The sequence below is a fragment of the Stenotrophomonas sp. STEN014 genome, from assembly GCF_056760315.1.
The window spans coordinates 94,451-114,640 of sequence record NZ_JBRREN010000010.1 but is presented as its reverse complement, the minus strand read 5'-3'; the positions used below and the strand labels follow the sequence as shown (position 1 = coordinate 114,640).

16 protein-coding genes and 3 tRNA genes are annotated in these 20,190 nt (G+C 66.6%); 7 read left to right on the top strand and 12 right to left on the bottom strand.

Translation table 11 applies throughout. The annotated features are described in order from the left end of the window. Positions 1-131 precede the first annotated feature (131 nt). From ACVOMC_RS13755 to ACVOMC_RS13740, 4 genes are read left to right on the top strand one after another with little or no spacing between them, the layout of a single operon-like run. Entirely contained in the window at positions 132-575 is a 444-nt protein-coding gene (locus ACVOMC_RS13755; protein WP_481524390.1) for a MarR family winged helix-turn-helix transcriptional regulator, read from the top strand. Beyond that, positions 572-2,068 carry an efflux transporter outer membrane subunit gene (locus ACVOMC_RS13750; protein ID WP_481524389.1) on the top strand — a complete coding sequence of 499 codons (1,497 nt, stop codon included), beginning with the start codon at positions 572-574 and terminating at the stop codon, positions 2,066-2,068. Before ACVOMC_RS13755 ends, ACVOMC_RS13750 begins: the two co-directional genes overlap by 4 nt. An 11-nt stretch (positions 2,069-2,079) precedes the next feature. Beyond that, the gene (locus ACVOMC_RS13745) at positions 2,080-3,258 is read left to right on the top strand and encodes a multidrug transporter (RefSeq protein WP_481524388.1); all 1,179 of its coding nucleotides are present in this window, start codon (positions 2,080-2,082) and stop codon (positions 3,256-3,258) included. 7 nt (positions 3,259-3,265) lie between these two features. Beyond that, complete coding sequence (locus tag ACVOMC_RS13740; protein ID WP_481524387.1) at positions 3,266-4,825, top strand: DHA2 family efflux MFS transporter permease subunit; 1,560 nt, start codon at positions 3,266-3,268, stop codon at positions 4,823-4,825. A 136-nt stretch (positions 4,826-4,961) separates the two neighbouring features. On the opposite strand, the gene ACVOMC_RS13735 is transcribed toward ACVOMC_RS13740, so the two are convergent. From ACVOMC_RS13735 to ACVOMC_RS13725, 3 genes are all read right to left on the bottom strand, one after another. After that, positions 4,962-5,048 (bottom strand) — tRNA-Leu (locus ACVOMC_RS13735). 131 nt (positions 5,049-5,179) lie between these two features. Then, a tRNA-Leu gene (locus tag ACVOMC_RS13730) sits at positions 5,180-5,266 on the bottom strand. 164 nt (positions 5,267-5,430) lie between these two features. Further along, positions 5,431-5,517, bottom strand: a tRNA-Leu gene (locus ACVOMC_RS13725). A gap of 117 nt (positions 5,518-5,634) precedes the next feature. On the opposite strand from ACVOMC_RS13725, the gene rnr reads away from it, so the two are divergent. The 3 genes from rnr to ACVOMC_RS13710 all read left to right on the top strand — a co-directional run bounded on the left by rnr (position 5,635) and on the right by ACVOMC_RS13710 (position 12,608). Next, complete coding sequence (rnr, locus tag ACVOMC_RS13720) at positions 5,635-8,124, top strand: ribonuclease R (RefSeq protein WP_481524386.1); 2,490 nt, start codon at positions 5,635-5,637, stop codon at positions 8,122-8,124. A 120-nt stretch (positions 8,125-8,244) separates the two neighbouring features. Further along, positions 8,245-8,991, top strand: coding sequence for a 23S rRNA (guanosine(2251)-2'-O)-methyltransferase RlmB (gene rlmB, locus ACVOMC_RS13715; RefSeq protein ID WP_481524385.1), 747 nt, complete (start codon positions 8,245-8,247; stop codon positions 8,989-8,991). A 695-nt stretch (positions 8,992-9,686) separates the two neighbouring features. Then, positions 9,687-12,608: a diguanylate cyclase gene (locus tag ACVOMC_RS13710; protein WP_481524384.1), complete on the top strand. Its 2,922-nt coding sequence runs from the start codon at positions 9,687-9,689 to the stop codon at positions 12,606-12,608. Here ACVOMC_RS13710 and rnt read toward each other — a convergent pair. From rnt to pstS, 9 genes are all read right to left on the bottom strand, one after another. After that, on the bottom strand, positions 12,605-13,261 hold the full coding sequence (gene rnt, locus ACVOMC_RS13705; RefSeq protein ID WP_481524383.1) for a ribonuclease T: 657 nt from the start codon (positions 13,259-13,261) through the stop codon (positions 12,605-12,607). The two genes, ACVOMC_RS13710 and rnt, sit on opposite strands and share 4 nt — an antisense overlap. Before the next feature lie 60 nt (positions 13,262-13,321). After that, complete coding sequence (locus ACVOMC_RS13700) at positions 13,322-14,074, bottom strand: HvfC family RiPP maturation protein (RefSeq protein WP_481524382.1); 753 nt, start codon at positions 14,072-14,074, stop codon at positions 13,322-13,324. Beyond that, on the bottom strand, positions 14,067-14,945 hold the full coding sequence (locus tag ACVOMC_RS13695) for an HvfB family MNIO-type RiPP peptide maturase (protein ID WP_481524381.1): 879 nt from the start codon (positions 14,943-14,945) through the stop codon (positions 14,067-14,069). Before ACVOMC_RS13695 ends, ACVOMC_RS13700 begins: the two co-directional genes overlap by 8 nt. Next, the gene (locus ACVOMC_RS13690) at positions 14,929-15,279 is read right to left on the bottom strand and encodes an HvfA family oxazolone/thioamide-modified RiPP metallophore (protein WP_057505788.1); all 351 of its coding nucleotides are present in this window, start codon (positions 15,277-15,279) and stop codon (positions 14,929-14,931) included. The genes ACVOMC_RS13695 and ACVOMC_RS13690 overlap by 17 nt, the downstream gene beginning before the upstream one ends. Positions 15,280-15,386: 107 nt before the next feature. Further along, positions 15,387-16,094 carry a phosphate signaling complex protein PhoU gene (gene phoU / locus ACVOMC_RS13685; protein ID WP_057505787.1) on the bottom strand — a complete coding sequence of 236 codons (708 nt, stop codon included), beginning with the start codon at positions 16,092-16,094 and terminating at the stop codon, positions 15,387-15,389. A 121-nt stretch (positions 16,095-16,215) separates the two neighbouring features. Next, on the bottom strand, positions 16,216-17,046 hold the full coding sequence (gene pstB, locus ACVOMC_RS13680; RefSeq protein WP_481524380.1) for a phosphate ABC transporter ATP-binding protein PstB: 831 nt from the start codon (positions 17,044-17,046) through the stop codon (positions 16,216-16,218). A gap of 16 nt (positions 17,047-17,062) precedes the next feature. Continuing rightward, positions 17,063-17,929 carry a phosphate ABC transporter permease PstA gene (gene pstA / locus ACVOMC_RS13675; protein WP_481524379.1) on the bottom strand — a complete coding sequence of 289 codons (867 nt, stop codon included), beginning with the start codon at positions 17,927-17,929 and terminating at the stop codon, positions 17,063-17,065. Then, on the bottom strand, positions 17,929-18,897 hold the full coding sequence (gene pstC / locus ACVOMC_RS13670) for a phosphate ABC transporter permease subunit PstC (RefSeq protein WP_054657474.1): 969 nt from the start codon (positions 18,895-18,897) through the stop codon (positions 17,929-17,931). The genes pstA and pstC overlap by 1 nt, the downstream gene beginning before the upstream one ends. Before the next feature lie 146 nt (positions 18,898-19,043). Next, positions 19,044-20,132, bottom strand: coding sequence for a phosphate ABC transporter substrate-binding protein PstS (gene pstS, locus ACVOMC_RS13665; RefSeq protein ID WP_481524378.1), 1,089 nt, complete (start codon positions 20,130-20,132; stop codon positions 19,044-19,046). Positions 20,133-20,190: the final 58 nt, after the last annotated feature.

Here is a 20,190-nt window from a genome sequence, read left to right as displayed (position 1 = left end):
GGATGCCAAGCCGGTTGTCACGCCCGTGCCGCGGCGGGTGGCCGCGTCGGGGCCGCTGTGACGGTGTTCCATCCGGTTCCTGATGGAAATGTTCTAGACAGAATAATTCCATATGGAATAAAATTGCCGGCATGAACGATGACACCTCCCAACCGCCCAGCTTCGGATTGTTGCTGCGGCAGGTCTTTGACGAGCTTGTGCGCCGGCTGGATGCGTCGATGGCCGAAGAGAACCTCGGTATCGGGTTCACCCATTACTTGGGGCTGAAAAAGCTCTCGGTGATGGCGCCGTGCACCGCGGTGGAACTGGCCAACGCCATCGACCAGGTGCCCAGTGCGGTGACCCGGCTGCTGGACCGGCTTGAGGCGCTGGGCTGCGTGCGTCGCGAGCCCCATGCCCTGGACCGCCGTGCGCTGCAGATCGTCATGACCGACGAAGGCCATGCGCTGTGGCAGCGGCTCAAGCTGCGTGGCGATCAGACCATCGATATGGCCATGCGCGATCTGGATGCGGCCGAACGCGCCCAGCTGCTTTCCCTGTTGATCCGCGTACGCGACTCCCTCTGCCTGCCATGAACACATCCCGACTTTTCTCCCCTGGCCTGCACCGCTGTGCCCGGCCGGCGTTGTTGACCGGCTTGGCGCTGGCGCTGGCCGCCTGTGCCAGCAGTGGCGGGCTCAGTCCGCAAGGGCGGCTGCTGGATGCCGACAGCCTGCAAGCCGGCAGGACGCTGGCCGGCCACGAGTTGAGCGCCCCGGGGTTCCCGGCCGCGGACTGGTGGCGGGCACTGGGTGATCCCCAGCTGGATGCGCTCATTGCCGAAGGCCTGCGCAACAGTCCGACGCTGGAGGTGGCCGATGCCCGCCTGCGGCAGGCGCAGGCGCAGAGCGCCAGCACCAGCGCCGAACGCAAGCCAAGCCTGTCGCTGTCGCCGGGCTACACCGGCATCACCCTGCCCGAGTCGATGGTGGGCAATGAGCTGGGTGGCCATTACATGGGCAGCGTGCAGGCCGTGGCCAATTTCAGCTATGGCGTGGATCTGTGGGGCGGCAAACGCGCGGCGTGGGAGGCGGCGGTGGACCGCGCGCATGCGGCGACGGTGGATGCGCAGGCCGCGCGGCTGGACCTGTCGGCGGCCATCGTGCAGGCCTATGTCCAGCTGGATCATGCCTGGCAGCTACAGCAGGTGGCCGACGAGGAGCTGGCGCGTGCCGAAAAGATGCTGGCACTGACCCGGCAGCGACGCGGCGCCGGTATCGACAACGAGCTGCAGGTGCGCCAGGCGCAGGCACGCGTGCCGCTGGCACAGCAACAGCAGCAGGCGGCGCAGCAGCAGATCGATCTTGCCCGCAACGCGCTGGCCGCGCTGCTGGGCAGGGGCCCGGACCGCGGGCGTGAGATCGGCAGGCCCGCTGCTCTGAACCGGTTGGCGTTGCAATTGCCCGGGGTACTCCCCAGTGATCTGCTGGGGCGGCGCCCGGATGTGGTGGCCGCGCGCTGGCGGGTGGAGGCCTCCGGCCAGCAGATCCATGCGGCCAAGGCGCGCTTCTATCCGAGCTTGAATCTGACCGCGCTCGGCGGGGTGGTTTCCAGCGATCTGGGCACGCTGCTGCAAAGCGGCTCGGGTTTCGGCTTGCTCGCACCGGCGCTGAGTCTGCCGGTTTTCGATGGCGGCCGTCTGCGCGCCCAGCTGGCCAAAGCCGATGCCGACTACGATCTGGCGGTGGCCCACTACAACCAGACGCTGGTGGCGGCGCTGCGCGAGGTGACCGACCAGGTCAACGCGGTGCGTTCGCTGGCCGTGCAGGTGGAATCGCAGCAGCAGGCGGTGGATACGGCCGAGGCCGCATTCGCGCTGGCCGGGCAGCGCTACCGCGCCGGTATCGGCAATTACCTCGACGTGCTGGGCGCGCAGGACCTGCTGCTGCAGTCGCGGCTGCGGCTGAGCAGCCTGCAGTCGCAGCAGCTGGCGTCCTCCATCGGCCTGAGCGCGGCGCTGGGCGGCGGTTTTGCGCCCGCCGGTGCGGACCTGCCGGCGACCGCTGCGTCCAACAATTCGAATTCCTGAGAAACCTTTCTATGAGCCAGACTTCTTCCGACGCGGCTGCGGCCGCTCCCGGCCGTCGCCGCAAACTGCTGCGCGGCCTGCTGTTGATCGTGGTGCTGCTGATTGCGGCCTTTGCGCTGTGGTATTTCCTGTTCGGCCGTTGGGCCGAGGAGACCGATGACGCCTATGTGGTGGGCAACCAGGTGCAGATCACGCCGCTGGTCGGTGGTACGGTGGTCGCCATCGCCGCCGATGACGGCATGAAGGTGGAGCAGGGCCAGTTGCTGGTGCAGCTGGACCCGGCCGATACCGACGTGGCGATGCAGCAGGCGCAGGCCAATCTGGCGCGCACGGTGCGCCAGGTGCGCGGGCTGTACCGCAGCGTGGAAGGCGCGCAGGCCGAGCTCAATGCCCGCCAGATCAGCGTCAAGCGTGCCCGCGAGGACTTCGCGCGGCGCAAGGATCTGGCCGCCAGCGGTGCGATTTCCCATGAGGAACTGGCCCACGCCCGTGACGAACTCGCTGCCGCCGAGGCGGCCGTGGCCGGGTCACGCGAGACCGTGGAGCGCAGTCGCGCGCTGGTCGATGACACCGTCATCGCCACCCAGCCCGATGTGCAGGCCGCCGCGGCGCAGTTGCGCCAGGCGTATCTGAACCATGCCCGTGCCGGTATCGTCGCGCCGGTGACTGGCTATGTTGCCCGTCGCTCGGTGCAGGTTGGCCAGCGCGTGCAGCCCGGCGCGGTGCTGATGGCGGTGGTGCCGACCGAGCAGATGTGGGTCGAAGCCAATTTCAAGGAAACCCAGCTGCGCCACATGCGGCTAGGACAGCAGGTGGAGCTGCGCTCGGATCTGTACGGCGGCGATGTGCGCTATGCCGGCCGCATCACCAGCCTGGGCATGGGCACCGGCTCGGCCTTCTCGCTGCTGCCGGCGCAGAATGCCAGCGGCAACTGGATCAAGATCGTGCAGCGCGTGCCGGTGCGTATCGCCATCGATGAAAAGCAGCTGGCCGAACATCCGCTGCGGATCGGGCTGTCGATGAAAGCCGAGGTCAACCTGCACGACCAGCAGGGCGGTGTGCTGCCGGCCCAGGCCGCCACGGGCACGGTGTATGGCACGCAGGTCTACGGCCAGCAGCTGCAGGCGGCAGATGCGCTGATCCACCGCATCATCCAGGACAACCTGCCGCCGTCCGCGCGCGCCAGCTGAGGTCGCCATGTCCGCTCAAGCTCCCGCGGCGCCGGCCGCCCACGCAGGTGCGGGGCCGGCCAACCTGGCGCTGTGCACCGCCGGACTGGCGCTTGCATCGTTCATGCAGGTGCTCGATACGACGATCGCCAATGTCTCGCTGCCGACCATCGCCGGCAACCTGGGCGCCAGCTCGCAGCAGGCCACCTGGGTCATCACCTCCTTCGCGGTCAGCACCGCCATCGCATTGCCGCTGACCGGCTGGGCCAGCCGCCGCTTTGGCGAGGTCAAGCTGTTTGTATGGGCAACGGTGGCCTTCTCCCTGGCCTCGCTGTTGTGCGGTATCGCGCAGAGCATGGGCATGCTGGTGGCGTCGCGTGCGCTGCAAGGCTTTGTCGCCGGGCCGATGTACCCGATCACCCAGTCGCTGCTGGTCTCGATCTACCCGCGTGAGAAACGCGGGCAAGCGCTGGCGCTGCTGGCGATGATCACGGTGGTGGCGCCCGTCGCCGGACCGATCCTCGGTGGCTGGATCACCGACAACTACAGCTGGGAATGGATCTTCCTGATCAACGTGCCGCTGGGGGTGATCGCCGCGGTGATCGTCGGTGGCCAGTTGCGGCACCGGGTCGAGCAGATCGAGAAGCCGAAGATGGACTATGTCGGTCTGGTCACGCTGGTGATTGGCGTGGGCTGCCTGCAGCTGCTGCTGGATCTGGGCAACGAGGAGGACTGGTTCGCCTCGACCAAGATCGTGGTGCTGGCCTGTGTCGCGGTGGTGGCGCTGGCGGTGTTCCTGATCTGGGAGCTGACCGACAAGGATCCCATCGTCGATCTGCGCCTGCTGCGGCATCGCAATTTCCGCGCCGGCACGCTGGCGATGGTCGTCGGTTACGCCGCGTTCTTCAGCGTCGCGCTGATGATCCCGCTGTGGCTGCAGCGCGATCTGGGTTACACCTCAATCTGGGCCGGGCTGGCCACCGCGCCGTTGGGCATCCTGCCGATCATGCTGGCCCCGCTGCTGGGCAAGTACGGTGGCAAGCTCGATATGCGCATGCTCGCCTCCATGGCGTTTCTGGTGCTGTCGATCACCTGTTTCCTGCGCTCGGGCTTCAACCTGCAGGTGAACTTCGCGCACGTGGCCGGCATCCAGTTGCTGATGGGGGCAGGCGTGGCGCTGTTTTTCATGCCGGTGCTGCAGATCCTGCTGTCGGATCTGGACGGGCGTGAAGTGGCGGCCGGCTCAGGGCTGGCGACGTTCCTGCGCACGCTGGGCGGCAGCTTCGCCGCCTCGCTGACCACCTGGCTGTGGTCGCGGCGCACCCAGCAGCACCATGCCGATCTGACCGCGCACATTTCGGTCTACGAGCCCGGCATGCACGAGCGGATCACCGCGATGGGGCAGGGCGATCTGCAGCATGGCGCCGCGCTGCTGGACAACATGATCGGCCACCAGGCGTCGCAGATGGGCTTCAACGACATCTTCCTGCTGCTGGGCTGGGTGTTCCTGGCGATCATCGTGTTCGTGTGGCTGGCCAAGCCCCCCTTCGGTGCGGGGGCGGGAGCCGCTTCGGCCGGGGGCCATTGAGCGCGGCGGCATGCAGGAATTTGGGGCCATAAAAAAAGCGCGCGCTGGCGCGCTTTTTTTTGCGGATTGCCGGGGAAAGAATTTCAAACGGCAGAAACGAAAAAACCCGCTTTCGCGGGTTGTTTCATTTGAGTCATGGTGCCCAGGAGAGGACTCGAACCTCCACGGAGTTGCCCCCGCTAGCACCTGAAGCTAGTGCGTCTACCAATTCCGCCACCTGGGCGACTCAGGACCGGAATTGTGCCGGCCGCGACGCAGGCTGTCAACAAAAATGATGAAGATGTGACGCTGGAAGAACGGTCCGATCAGCGGACACAAAAAAACCCGCTTTCGCGGGTTGTTTCGTTTGAGTCATGGTGCCCAGGAGAGGACTCGAACCTCCACGGAGTTGCCCCCGCTAGCACCTGAAGCTAGTGCGTCTACCAATTCCGCCACCTGGGCGACTCAGGAGCGAGATTATGCAGGCCGTTTTTCAAGGCGTCAACAACTTTGCAGTGCGATTCGATGATCTCGTCCCTCGCGGTTCGTCGTGGCAATCTGCGCAACAGCATGATGGCAATCGCACATACGAAAAGACCCGCTTGCGCGGGTCTGATCGTTGAACGTGGTGCCCAGGAGAGGACTCGAACCTCCACGGAGTTGCCCCCGCTAGCACCTGAAGCTAGTGCGTCTACCAATTCCGCCACCTGGGCACTTCAGGCCGGCGATTTTGAATAGGGCGCAGGTGTTTGTCAACGCTTTATTTCGTAACGACGGCGTGTGGCACGGTCTGCACTGCATACAGCAATCAGCGGGTACCATGGAGGCCAATGAAAAACAAAAAGACCACTGGGACCGACAAGGTCCACAAGTCCGCCCCCGGCAGCAAGCCGGGCAAAGCACCGGGTAAAGCGCCGGGCAAATCCTCCAAATCAGGCAAGCTGCCGCCCTGGATGCCAGACAGCCTGGCCGCGCCGGCCAAGCCCGGTCGCAGCAAATCCAAAGACAACGGTGCACCGCAGAGTTTTGTGCGTGGCCGTCGCAAGCCGGCGCCGGTATCCACGATCGATGACCCCTATGCATCGCGCGAGGCCGAGCGTTACGAGCAGCCCATCGCCAGTCGCGAGGCGATCTTGCAGGTGCTCGAGCGCTGTGGCGGGCCGCAGAACGCCGAGGAGCTCGGGCGGCACCTGGGATTGACCGAGCCTGACCGGGCCGAGGCGCTGGGCAAACGCCTGGGCGCGATGGTGCGTGATGGCCAGCTGGTCCAGAACCGTCGCGGCGGCTTCGCCCCGGTGCAGCAGTTGAGCTTGATTCCGGGCGTGGTGATCGCCAACCCGGAAGGCTTCGGTTTCCTGCGCCCGGACGAGGGCGGCGATGACCTGTTCCTGCCGCCGTACGAGATGCGCAAGGTCATGCACGGTGATCGCGCGCTGGCCAATGTCACTGGCATCGATCGCCGAGGCCGCCGTGAAGGCACCATCGCGCGCGTGCTGGAGCGAGGCGTCAACCGTCTGATCGGGCGCTTTACCGTGGAAATGGGCATCAGCTATCTGGTGCCCGATGACAAGCGGATCCAGCGCAACGTGCAGATTCCGGCCGATGCCACCGGCGGCGCCAAAGACGGGCAGCTGGTGGTGTGCGAGCTGACGCAGGCGCCGGACACCCGGCGTCCGCCGATCGGTCGCATCATCGCCGTGCTGGGCGACAAGCTGACACCGTCGCTGGTGGTGGAGGCGACGATCCACGGCCATGAGCTGCCGCACGAATTCCCGCAGCAAGTGCTGGATGAAGCCGCCGCGGTGCCGCTGGTAGTGGAGCAGAAAATGATCGGCGGTCGTGTCGACCTCCGTGACATGCCGCTGGTCACCATCGACGGTGCTGACGCCAAGGATTTCGATGACGCGGTGTATTGCGAAAGCAATCGCCAGGGTTTCCGCATCCGCAACCGTCAGGGCTACCGCCTGGTGGTGGCGATCGCCGACGTGTCCAATTATGTGCGGCCCGGCACCCCGCTTGACGACGAGGCGCAGAAGCGCGCCACGTCGGTGTACTTCCCGGGCTTTGTTGTGCCGATGCTGCCGGAGACTCTCTCCAACGGCATCTGCTCGCTGAACCCCAATGTCGACCGCCTGTGTTTCGTCTGCGATATGCAGGTGGACAGTGACGGCGAGGTCACCCAGTCCAAGTTCTACGAGGCGGTGATGCGCTCGCATGCGCGTCTGACCTACGACCAGGTGTGGAAGGCCGTTGGCGAGAATGACGCCGATGCACGCGCTTCAATCGGTCCCCAGCTGGGGCACATCGAACATCTCTACAACTTGTACAAGCTGCTGGAAAAAGCGCGCGAGAAGCGCGGCGCGATCGAGTTTGAAACCTCGGAAGTCCGCTTCGAGCTGGACAATCGCGGCGAGGTCACCCAGGCCGGCATGCTGGTGCGCAATGCAGCGCACAAGCTGATCGAGGAGTGCATGATCGCGGCCAATGTGCAGGCGGCCAAGTTCCTGCTGGCGTCGCATGTGCCCGCGCCGTACCGGGTGCACGAGCGGCCACCGGAATCCAAATATGCGGACCTGCTTGAATTCCTCAAGGAGTTCAAACTGAGTCTGCCGCCGTGGAGCAAAGTACAGCCGGGCGATTACACCAAGCTGCTGAAGAAGGTGCGCGAGCGGCCGGATGCGGCGTTGCTGGAGTCGGTCTTGCTGCGCAGCCAGTCGCTGGCGGTGTATTCACCCGACAACAACGGTCACTTCGGTCTGGCGCTGGAGGCGTACGCGCATTTCACCTCGCCGATCCGCCGCTACGCGGATCTTCTGGTGCATCGGGCGATCAAGCATGCGCTGACTGGCGCCCGCCCGGAAAAATACCTTTACACCCCGCATCAGATGAGCGCGTTGTCGCTGCAGTGCTCCGAGCGTGCGCGTCGCGCCGACGAGGCCGAGCGTGAGGTGGATGAGCGTTATCGCGCCGCGTGGATGGAAAAACATGTCGGTGGCGAGTTTGAAGGCGTCATCAGTGGTGTCACCAGCTTCGGACTGTTCGTTGAACTGGACGACTCCAAGGTCAACGGTCTGGTCCACGTCACCCAGCTGCCGCACGACTATTACAAGTTCGATCCGATCCGCAAGATGCTCAGCGGCGAGCGCAACGGCAGCGAGTTCCGGCTCGGTGACCGGGTCCGCATTCTGGTGCTCAAGGCCAGCATGGAGGAGCGCAAGATCGACTTCCGCCTGGTCGAGCGCAAGGGCGGCCAGGCGGCGGACGTGCCGTCACTGCCTGAGCGTGGCAAACCTGCCAAACGCAGCAAAAAGAAGTACTGATGTCGATGGCGGCTGCCGGCAGGCGGCCGCCCGTTGCGCAGTCCGCAGGCCGGTGGCAGCTGCGGGCCGGACCGAATGGGCCTACCATTGCCACCCCCCGTTTTTCCCCATGTGACGCCCATGAGCAAGCAGAACCAGTGGATCGTCGGCGTCAATGCCGTGGCTTCCTCGATTGAAAAAGACCCGGAGAATGTCCGCGAAGTGCTGATCGAGGCCGGCGCCAAGAATCCGCGTCTGGTGGAAATCGAGGAAGAAGCCCTGCGGAAAGGCATCGACGTGCGCAAGGTCAACGCCCAGGCACTGGGTGGCGTGGCCGGACAGGTCCGCCATCAGGGCGTGGTCGCCCGTTACGCCGCGCCCAAGCTGTGGGCCGAGAACGAGCTGGAAGGCCTGATCGAGGCCGCTGGCGGCAAGGCGCTGGTGCTGGTGCTGGACGAGGTGCAGGACCCGCACAACCTCGGCGCCTGCCTGCGCAGCGCGGCCGCTGCCGGCGTCACCGCGGTGGTGATTCCCAAGGACAAGAGCGCGCCGGTCAACGCCACCGTGCGCAAGACCAGCGCCGGTGCCGCCGACCGTATCCCGGTGGTGGCGGTGACCAATCTGGTGCGCTGTATCAAGGACATGCAGAAGCTGGGCGTGTGGGTGTACGGCTTGGCCGGTGAAGTGGACCAGACCATCCATCAGCTCGACCTGCGTGGCAATGTGGCGCTGGTGATGGGCGGCGAGGGTGATGGCCTGCGCCGGTTGACCCGCGAGACCTGCGATGGGCTGGTGCGCATCCCGATGCCGGGTGATATCGAAAGCCTCAACGTGTCGGTGGCCACCGGCGTGGTGCTGTTCGAGGCGGTGCGCCAGCGCCTGGCCTGAACCGCTACGTTGCTACCCAAAGCCCCGCCATCAGCGGGGCTTTTTTATGGCTGCGACCGCGGTGCGCCGGTGCGAAGCCGCCACGGGCGCATGCCGCGTCAGCCCGCCAGTGCACCCCCGGTGCGGGTTTCTGCCGATACGCGAAGGGGGGCGGGACGGGCGATCCGCATGATCGCCTGGACAGGCGGCCTGCGCGATCACCGCCTGGGCTCTTACGTTTGCCGGGTACCATCTGCCAGGCCGGCATGGGGCTGCCGGCGGGTGGCCAGCCGCCGCGCCCGGATGGACGTGCCGCGATGGATGCGGTGCCAGCCGGCAGAGTCGGGCGACGGGGCATTCGCCATGTCCGACCGCATTTTGATCTCTTCCCGAGCCGCTGTTCGCCGCTGCTGTCACGGTGGCGGGATGTCCCGTGGCCCGCGCGGCAAATGGGAATGGTTGCCGCCGGTCGCGGGCAAGTGGTGTAGGTTGGAAGCTGTCGGAGGATGGCGGCGTTGTCGTTGCAGGCGCGCCGTGGCTTCCCCGGGACCCGGTATTCAGGGGCGCGCCAGGCCGGGGGCGCATGCAAGAGCAGATCGTCCACGATGGAATGGGAAACCGGTCATAAGGCATACCTGGCAGACAGCGCAGGTCGTATGCGCTTGCCCGCCGGGCTGCGGGTAAGCGGCGCGTTGTCGTTGTTTCTGCTGTTGTTGATGGCCGCTTGGCCCGCCTGGAGCCAGTCCAGCCGCACCGCACTGAACGATTACAGCCGCGACCTGTGGACCAGCCGCAACGGCCTGCCGCACAACACGTTGCGGGATATCGCGCAGACCCCTGACGGCCATCTATGGTTCGCCACCTGGGAAGGGCTGGCCCGCTACAACGGGCTGGATTTCACCGTGTTCGATCGCAACAGCCGTCCTCCCGTGCCTGACAACGGCATCGGCACCCTGTACGTGGACCGGGAGCGCGCGTTGTGGATGGGGGATTCGCGCGGCAATGTCACCCGTTTCGACCAGAAGGGCCGTTGGCAGCAGTGGCGGCCGCCCCACGGCGATGCGCCGGCGGTCATGATCGAGGCCATGCACAAGGACAGCCGCGACCGGCTGTGGCTGCTGTATGAAGGCACAGGACTTGGCCGGCTGGATCCGGATGGCCGCTTCCATCATTTCCTGCCGCCGGCGGCGCTGCGTGATGCGGTCAATTTCACCCATATGGCGGTGGACGGGCGTGACCGGGTCTGGATAGGAACCTTCGACGGCCTGCTGTATCTGGATGTCGACGGCGTGATCAAGCGCGCGCCTGCCGCGTTCGATCTTCCGCCCGGTCTGGCCTGGCCCTATCTGGCGCCGGATCACTCGCTGTGGGTGGTGGCGGCCGACCATCTCTACCGGATGGAAGGCGAGCATCTGGTACTCAAACACCGGCTTCCCGGGGTGGGCCAGCTCACCGAGATGCTGCTGGACCGCCACGGGGAGGTCTGGGTGGGGACCGAAAACAACGGGCTGTGGCGGTTGGGCGAAAAGGGCGCCGAGCATCTGCGCTCGACCGGGGCGTTGCTCGACTCGCGGGTCATCAGCCTGCTGGAGGACCAGGAAGGCAGCATCTGGGTCGGCTTGAATGGCGGTCTGTTGCGCCTGCGCGAGGCCCTGTTCAACAGCTACACCCATAGCGATGGACTCAGTGGCGATTTCATCCGCACGCTCACCGAAGATGCCAACGGGGCGCTGTGGATAGGCAGCAGCAGTGGCCTGGACCGGATGCTGCCCGATGGGCGGATCGAGCCGGTCGCCCTGCGGCCCGGCGAACGCCAGCCCTCGATACTGGCGCTGGCTACCGGGACCCGGGATGACGTCTGGATCGGCACCCGTGGCGAAGGCGTCTTCCATATCGACGACCGTGGCCGTGTGCAGCGGTACCGGCCCGGGGAGGAGGTGCCGCGTGGCAATTACCGGGCGATCGCGCTCGCGCCCGACGGCCGGGTGTGGCTGGGCTCGGCCCACGGGGTGCTGCAGCTGGAAAACGGGCGCGCCGTGCCGGTGGTGCTTCCGGGCATGCCGCGCACGGTGGTGCTGGCGTTGAGCTGGCTGGAAGACACCCTGTGGATCGGTACCACCGAAGGCGTGTGGCGCATGCAGGGCGGACGCGCCCAGAAGATCGATATCGCCAAACTTGGCGATGCGCGGGCGGTATACGGCTTCCGCCAGATTGACGATGCGGTGTGGATCACCAGCGACCGTGGTCTCTACCGCTACACCGGCAACGGCCTGGCGCACGTGGGGCTGCAACACGGGCTGCCGGTGGATACGGTGTTCGAGCTGGTGCCCGACGCGCTGGGCAATGTCTGGCTGAGCAGCAATCGCGGCATCTGGCGCACGGACGCGCAGCAGCTGCAGGCGGTGGCCGATGGCACGCGGTCCCGGCTGGAGGGGGTGATGTACCGCGAGATCGACGGGGTCGCCAGCGCGCAGGCCAATGGCAGCTCGGGGCCGGCGGCCGTCCGCCGGCGCGATGGCAGTATCTGGGTGGCTACCGCCGGTGGCGTCACCACGGTGCAACCGGCGGCATTGCAGCGCTTCCAGTCACGTCCGCCGCCGACGGCGGTGATCGAAAACGTGCGGCTGGATGGCGAACCGCTGAACTGGCGCAGCGGCGAGGCGAAGATGATTCCCGGCGGGCTGCGGGTGGCGGTGAACTATGTCGGGCTCAGTTACCTGATGTCCGACCGGATCCGTTACCGCACCCGGCTGGAAGGACTGGAGCGGGACTGGGTCGAGCGCGGCAACCAGCGCGGCGTGGAGTATGTGGGCCTGCCGCCGGGCAACTACGCCCTGCACGTGTCGGCGGCGCATCCGGATGGCCGCTGGAGCGAGGGGGCGGCCCTGTGGCAGTTCACCGTCCAGCCGCTGTGGTGGCAGCGGCTGGATGTCCATTTCGCGGCGCTGCTGCTGGTGTTGTTGGCCTTGTATGCGCTGTTCCGCTACGTGATCCATCGTTACGAGGCCAACAACGCCCGTCTGGCGCGGCTGGTGGAGGAGCGCACCCACGATCTGAAATTGCAGGCCGACCACCTGCTGGCCGCCAACGAGGAAAAGAGCACGCTGGCCGAGCGTCTGCGCGAGCAGGCCGAGGCTTTCGAGCGGCAGGCGCGGGAGGATGCGCTGACCGGGCTGGCCAATCGCCGCGCGTTCGACCAGACCCTGGCGCGCGAGATGACCCGGTCCTCGCGCAATGGCCAGCCGCTGTCGCTGGTGGTGCTGGATATCGACCACTTCAAGAACGTCAATGACACCTGGTCCCACGGCGTCGGCGATGAAGTGTTGCGCAAGGTTGGCCGCCTGCTCCGCAGCGGCTGTCGCGAATCGGACCTGGCGGCGCGGCTGGGCGGCGAAGAATTCGCACTGATCCTCAGCGACACGCCGCTGGCGGAGGCCCTGCGCATCAGCGAGCGGCTGCGCGAGCTGTTCCACGCGCAGCAGGACTGGGCCGATATCGCCGGGCTGCACCTGACCTTCAGTGCCGGCGTGGTGCAGCTGGGCGCGGCCGATCTGGCCCCGGAACAGCTGTACGCACGCGCGGATCTGGCCCTCTACCGGGCCAAGAGTGAAGGCCGCGACCGCATCTGCGAGGGTTAACGGGAGAGGGCGCCCAGGGGCGACGACGGCCACGCATTGACGATCTTGCAGAACAGGCGCGCGGTCTGCTCGGTGTCGTAGACCGCGCTGTGGGCCTCGTTGGCGTCCCAGTCGAAGCCGGCGGCCTGCACCGACCGGGCCAATACCGTCTGGCCGTAGGCCACGCCGGCCAGGGTCACCGTATCGAACACGCTGAACGGATGGAACGGGTTGCGCTTGTGGCCGCTGCGGGCGACGGTGGCATTGACGAAATTCAGATCGAAGTGGGCGTTGTGGCCGACCAGGATCGCGCGTTGGCAGTGGTACTTCTTCATTGCCGCGCGCACGGGTGCGAACACATGTTCCAGCGCCTCGCGTTCGGGCTTGGCCAGGCGGAACGGGTGATCGAGCACGATGCCGGTCACTTCCAGCGATTTGGGATCGATCTCGGTTCCTTCAGCCGGAATCACGTGCGCGCTGGCGGTCTGGCCGGGATAGAGCAGGCCGTTTTCGTCCATTTCCACCGGGACCGCGGCAATTTCCAGCAAGGCGTGCCGGGTGCAGTCGAAGCCGCCGGTTTCCACGTCCACCACGACGGGCAGGAAACCGCGGAAGCGCTGCGCCATCGGCGTGAAAGCGGGTCGGGGGGCCGAGGGCTCAACGTGTTCATTCATCGCAATAGGGTAGCAGAGCACTTTGCCTGGCCGTGCGCGGGTGGCTGAAGCGCGCGCGGCTCAGGCCGGCGTGGTGGTGCCGACAATGCAGCCGCTGGCGGACAGTTGCCGCAGCATCGCCGCGGCATTGTCCAGGAACGTCGCGTCCGCGTGGACCCCAGCCTCTGCCGCCAGCTCCTGCAGGTGCTGGCGGCCACACTGTCGCGGCAGCTGCTCCAGCCGTTCCAGCAGCCGGTGCAGCAAGGGCGACAGCTGCGAAAAGACAATCGCGCCGTCGGGCTGGCGGCGTGCCAGCAGCAGCGTGGGCTGCGCCGGCGCTTGCAGCGGCTGGTAGCCCGGGGCGATGCGGTGCACCGGCCAGGTGTAGGCCAGCGCCCGGCACCACGGTGAAAGCACCGGCGCCTGCGCCAAAAGATCACCGGCCGGGTCATGCGCGGGCAGCGGCGCATCGCTGATCTTCAGCGCCAGCTCGATCCATTCGTAGTGGGCCAGCTCCAGCAGCCACGGCGCATCGGCGCGGACGGGCTGCTGGTCGAGGAAGTGGATGAACTCCTGGCCGATCTCGGGGAACAGCGGGGTGTGGGCACGATGCTCGCGGCAGAACGCACGCACCAGCGGCAGCCAGCGTTCCTCACCCAGCGTGCTGGCGATGACCGGGAAATTGGCCGCCAGCAGGCTCTGGATGTTGTTGAAATACAGCTCGCGATAGACCTGCAGGCGGCGCGGATCGATCTGCGCCGGGGGCGGTTGCCGCTGCGGGTCACGCAGGTGCGCGGCAAAGCGGAACTGCAGCTCGCGCAGGGACTCAGCCATGGGCGTAAACCGCACCCGCATCGGCCGCCTGTTGCAGCTGGCGGATCTGGTCCACTTCGGCCAGCAGCACGGCCAGCGGCGGAAAGTTGAAATCCCGCTCCAGCAGGGTCGGGCGCACCCCATGCAGCGCATAGGCGTGGCCCAGCAGCGCCCACACCTCGTCCTTCACCGGCATGCCGTGGGTGTCGATCTTCAGATCCTGCGCCTCATCGTGATGGCCGGCCACGTGATAACTGGCAATGCGTGCCGAGGGCAGCGTGGCCAGGAACGCATGCGCGTCATAGCCATGGTTGATGGCGTTGACGTAGACGTTGTTCACATCCAGCAGCAGCTCGCAGTCGGCCTCGTCCAGCACCGCGTTGATGAAGCCGGCTTCATCCATCCCGGCGCCCGGCACGGCGTAGTAGGAGGCGTTCTCCACCGCGATGCGGCGGCCGAGGATGTCCTGGGTCTGGCGGATGCGCGCGGCCGCGTGCTGTACCGCTTCCTCAGTGAACGGCAGCGGCAGCAGTTCGTACAGATGGCCGTCATCGCTGCACCAGCTCAGGTGCTCGCTGTACAGGGTCACGCGGTGGCGGTCGAGAAACTTGCGGGTACGGGCGAGAAAATCCACATCCAGCGGGGCCGGGCCCCCCAGCGACAGCGACAGGCCATGACAGCTCAGGGGATGTCGTTGCGACAGCTCGGCCAGCGCCTCGCCCAGCCGGCCGCCAACACCGATCCAGTTGTCCGGTGCGCATTCGAGGAAATCAAAAGAACCTGCCGGCGCACTCAGCAGCGCATCCAGCAACGCGCGCCGCAGGCCCAGTCCCGCACCGGCCGGCACCGGCCAGTGCGGGTGGGATGCGGATGACTCAGTGGCTGCCGCCACACTTGCCCTCGCCGCACTTGCCTTCGGCATGCGCCTTGGCGGCGCCGGCGGCCTTGTCCGCGGCCTTGGCGTCGGCGTCGGTGTTCTTGTCTTTGCTGGCGCCGCACTTGCCCTCACCACACTTGCCTTCGGCGGTGTGCTTGGCCTTTGCATCTTCGGTCTTGGCGGTTTCGGCGGTGGCCTGCTGCCCGGCGGTCGGCGGGGTCTGCGCGGTGGCGCCCAGCGCGTAGCCCTGGGCCAGGTCGGTCATGGCGAAGGCGGGCGCGGCCCCCAGGCTGCCGAGCAGCGCGGCACCGAGGGCGAGTGAGGTGGACTTGCGGATGTCGATGGCCATGGTCGGGGTGTCTCCGGTATCGGCTTGGGCCGGGGGAGGTCGGAGCTTAGCAAGCGCCTGCCGAAAAAAGCGTTAGCTTTCCACGACGACAGGCGCATGACCGCCGATCAGACGTGGTCGACAGTGCTGGTCTCATCGCGCTTCTCGCGCGGGGGCAGCGGCTGCTCGCCCTTGACCAGGAACCACACGTTCTCGGCGATGTTGGTGGCATGGTCGCCGATGCGCTCCAGGTTCTTGGCCATGAACAGCAGGTGCGTGCACGGGGTGATGTTGCGCGGGTCTTCCATCATGTAGGTGAGCAGCTCGCGGAACAGCGCGGTGTACTGGGCGTCCAGGCGGGCGTCATCCTCGCGCAGCTTCAGCGCGGCCTCGGCGTCGTTGTCGCGGTAGGCGTCCATGGCGCGCCGTACCTGCTGCGCGGCCAGCCGACCCAACGCGCGCAGGCCCTGGATCTGCGGCAGCGGCGGCACCGCGACCAGCGCGATGGAACGCTTGGCGACGTTGGCGGCGTAATCGCCGATGCGCTCGATGTCGGCCGGAATACGCAGGCCGGCCAGGATCTCGCGCAGGTCGCGCGCCATCGGCCCGCGCAGCGCCAGCCGCATCACGTCATGGCTGATCTGCTGCTCGAGCTGGTCGATGGCCTCGTCATTGGCGACCAGGTGCAGGGCGGCCTTCTCGTCGCGGCGTTCGATCACATCCAGCGCGGCTTCGAGCTGGGCCACGGACATTTCGCCCATGCGCAGGATTTCGGCCACCAGACGCTGCTGTTCCTCGTCGTAGCTCTTGACGATGTGGTCGTTGGGAAGATTCATGGAATGCTCGCTGGTTGCAGGTGCCGGGAGTGGCAGGGGCTGGGCGTTCGAGGTGCGGATGTCGCCGTTCACGGACGGGCGTCGGGCAGGCCGCGCGGCAGTGCCGCGCCGGTGGCCGGCCTCAGCCGAAGCGACCGGTGATGTAGTCCTCGGTCTGCTGCTTGGAGGGGTTGGAGAAGATCACTTCGGTGCGGTCGTGTTCGATCAGGTCGCCCAGGTACATGAAGGCGGTGTAGTCGGACACACGCGCGGCCTGCTGCATGTTGTGGGTGACGATGGCGATGGTGTAATCGTTCTTCAGTTCCTCGACCAGCTGCTCGATGCGGCTGGTGGAGATCGGGTCCAGCGCCGAGGTCGGCTCGTCCAGCAGCAGCACGTCCGGGCGCAGCGCCACCGCGCGGGCGATACACAGGCGCTGCTGCTGACCGCCGGACAGGCCCAGCGCGCTCTGGCCCAGCTTGTCCTTCACTTCGTCCCACAGCGCGCCCTGGCGCAGCGCCTGTTCCACGCGCACGGCCATCTCGGCCTTGGACAGCTTCTCGTGGTGGCGGATGCCGTAGGCCACGTTCTCGAAGATGGTCATCGGGAACGGCACCGGCTTCTGGAACACCATGCCCACCTTGGAGCGCAGGCGGTTCATCGGGTACTTGGGCGAGAGGATGTTCTCGCCGTCCAGCAGCACTTCCCCGCGCGCTTCGAGCTTGGGATACAGCGCGTAGATGCGGTTGAAGATGCGCAGCAGGGTGGACTTGCCGCAGCCGGAGGGACCGATCAGCGCGGTGACGCGCTTTTCGGGAATCTCCAGGTGGATGTTCTTCAGCGCATGGAACTTGTCGTAGTAGAAGTCCAGGCCGCGCGCGGCGAGCTTGACCGGCGCCGGGGTGTGCAGCGACTGGTGGGCGGCGGGCACGGCGATGCGCTGCATCGGCACGGCGTTGGTGAGGTCGTTCATGGGAAGGTCCATGGGATCAGTCGTTTGAAATGCGGTTGCGCAGCAGCAGGCCGCGCGCGGAGAGGCTGACCAGCAGCACGAACACGGTCAGCACCAGGGCACCGGCCCAGGCCAGCACCTGCCAGGATTCATACGGGCTGCCGGCGAACTGGTTCATCACCACCGGCACCGAGGCCATCGGCTGGAACACGTTGGAATTCCAGTACTGGTTGCCGAAGGCGGTGAACAGCAGCGGCGCGGTCTCGCCGGAGATGCGGGCCAGGGCCAGCAGGATGCCGGTGACGATGCCGGCCATCGCGCTGCGGTAGAGCACCTGCATGATCACCTTCCACTGCGGCACGCCCAGCGCCAGCGCGGCCTCGCGCATCTGCACCGGCACCAGCCGCAGCATCTCGTCGGTGGTGCGGATCACCACCGGCAGCACGATGAAGGCCAGCGACAGCGCGCCGGCAAAGGCCGAGAACTGGCCGCCGGTCTGCATCACGTACAGCGTGTAGACGAACAGGCCCAGCACGATCGACGGTGCCGACAGCAGGATGTCATTGACGAAACGCACCACCGTGCCGGCCTTGCGCGCATTGCCGTACTCGGCCAGCCACGTGCCGGCGGCCACGCCCAGGGGGGTGCCGATGGCGATGGCCAGGGCGCACATCACCGCACTGCCGAAGAAGGCGTTGAGCAGGCCGCCTTCCTGCATCGGCGGCGGTGTCATCTGGGTGAAAAGATTGAGGTTGATGCCGGGCAGGCCCTTGGACAGCAGCGTCCACAGGATCCAGCCCAGGAAGAACAGGCCGAACACCGCGGTGGCACAGCCCAGGAACAGGGCCACGCCGTTGGTGATGCGGCGGCGCAGGTACAGCGAATCGGACGAGGCGGTGGACATCAGTTGCCCTCCTTGCGGGACAGGCGCATCAGCATCAGGCGGGCGATGGCCAGCACCACGAAGGTGACGATGAACAGCACGAAGCCGAGCAGCAGCAGTGCCGAGCGGTAGGTTTCGGTGGCTTCACCGAAGTCGTTGGCGATCAGCGCGGCGATGGTGGTGCCCGGCTCCAGCAGCGAAGGGGTCAGGCGCACGCTGTTGCCGATCACGAAGGCCACCGCCATCGTCTCGCCCAGGGCGCGGCCCAGGCCGAGGAACACGCCGCCGATCACCGCCGAGCGGGTGTAGGGCAGGACGATGTCCCAGCTCACTTCCCACTTGGTCGAGCCCAGCGCGTAGGCCGATTCCTTCAGCCGCGTGGGCACGGTGAGGAACACCTCACGCATCACCGAGGAGATGAAGGGGATGACCATGATCGCCAGCACGAAGCCGGCGGTGAGCATGCCGATGCCCAGCGGCGGGCCCTGGAACAGCGGACCGATCAGCGGCAGGGTGCCGAGGTGGTCGTTGAGGAACGGGGTCACGTACTCGGTCATCACCGGCACCAGCACGAACAGGCCCCACATGCCGTAGATGATCGAGGGAATACCGGCCAGCAGTTCGATGGCGGTGCCGACCGGGCCGCGCAGCCAGCGCGGCGCCACTTCGGTCAGGAAGAAGGCGATGCCGAAGCTCACCGGCACCGCGATCAGCATCGCGATCAAGGCCGTGACGATGGTGCCGTAGATCGGCGCCAGCGCACCGAATTTGTTCTCGACCGGGTTCCAGTCGGCCGAATAGAAAAAGCTCAGGCCCTGCTCCTGCAGGGCATGACGGCCGCCCCACAGCATCGACAGCGCGGCGCTGGCCAGGGCGACCAGCACCAGGATCACCGTGGCGATCAGGAACCAGCGGAACAGCCGGTCGTTGCGGGCATCACGCAGATCGCGCGAGCTGGGCGGAACTAGGGTCGGTGCGATGGCATTCATGGCAGCGGCGGGGGCCCAAGAGGATGCGGTGGTGTTTCTGTCCCCGGGGGCGGGGAGTACATATCGTTGAGGTCGTTGTCCCCGTCTGCGCGGGGACGACGCAATGACAAAGGCGGACGCACCGGTGGTGCGTCCGCGTCATTGCGTCACTTGAACTCGCTGGCCCAGTAACTTTCGATCTGCGTCACCAGCTCGGCCGGCAGCGGCACGTAGTGCAGTTCGTTGGCCTGGGCCTGGCCGCTCTCGAAGGCCCACTTGAAGAACGCGCGGGTATCGGCGCTGCGCTTGGCATCCTTGGGCTGCTTGTGCATCAGCATGAAGTTGGTGGCGGTGATCGGCCACGCATTGGCGCCCGGGGCGTTGGTGATGACCAGGTTGAAATCCTTGGCGTTGGCCCAGTCGGCGCTGGCCGCGGCGGCGGCAAAGGTGTCGGCGGTCGGCTGCACCCAGTTGCCGGCGGCGTTCTGCATCGAGGCGTACGGCATGTTGTTCTGCAGCGCGTAGGCCAGCTCGACGTAGCCGACCGAACCCTTGATCTGCTTCACGTACGAGGCCACACCTTCATTGCCCTTGCCGCCGACGCCATCCGGCCACTGCACCGAGGTGCCTTCGCCGACGCTATCCTTCCACTGGCCACTGACCTTGGACAGGTAGTTGGAGAAGTTGAAGGTGGTGCCCGAACCGTCGGAGCGGTGCACCAGGGTGATCTTGGTATCGGGCAGCGGCACGCCCGGATTGGCTTCGGCGATGGCCTTGTCGTTCCAGGTCTTGATCTTGCCCAGGAAGATGTCCGCCAGCAGCGGGCCGGTCAGGCGCAGCTGGCCCGGCTGCAGGCCTTCCAGATTGACCACCGGCACCACGCCGCCGATCGCCGACGGGAACTGGCCCAGGCCAGCCTGCGCCAGCTCTTCGGTGGAAAGCGGCTTGTCGGAGGAGCCGAAGTCCACGGTGCCGGCCTTGATCTGGGCGATGCCGCCGCCCGAGCCGATGGACTGGTAGTTGATCTTGGCGCCGGTGGCGGCGTTGTAGTCGGCCGACCACTTGGAAATTAGCGGGAAGATGAAGGAGGCGCCGGCGCCGGAGATTTCGACGGACACCTTGTCACCGGCGGCGGCAGCGCCGGTGGCGGCGTTGTCCGGGGTGGAAGCGGCCTGGTTGCCAGCGCCACCGCAGGCCGACAGGCCCAGGGCGATAGCCAGCGAGAGGGCGGCGACAGCGGTCGTGTGCAGCTTCATGGGGGACTCCATAGCGGGCGAAGTGCTGGCACTGCCAGCGGATGAGGCTATGAAATGA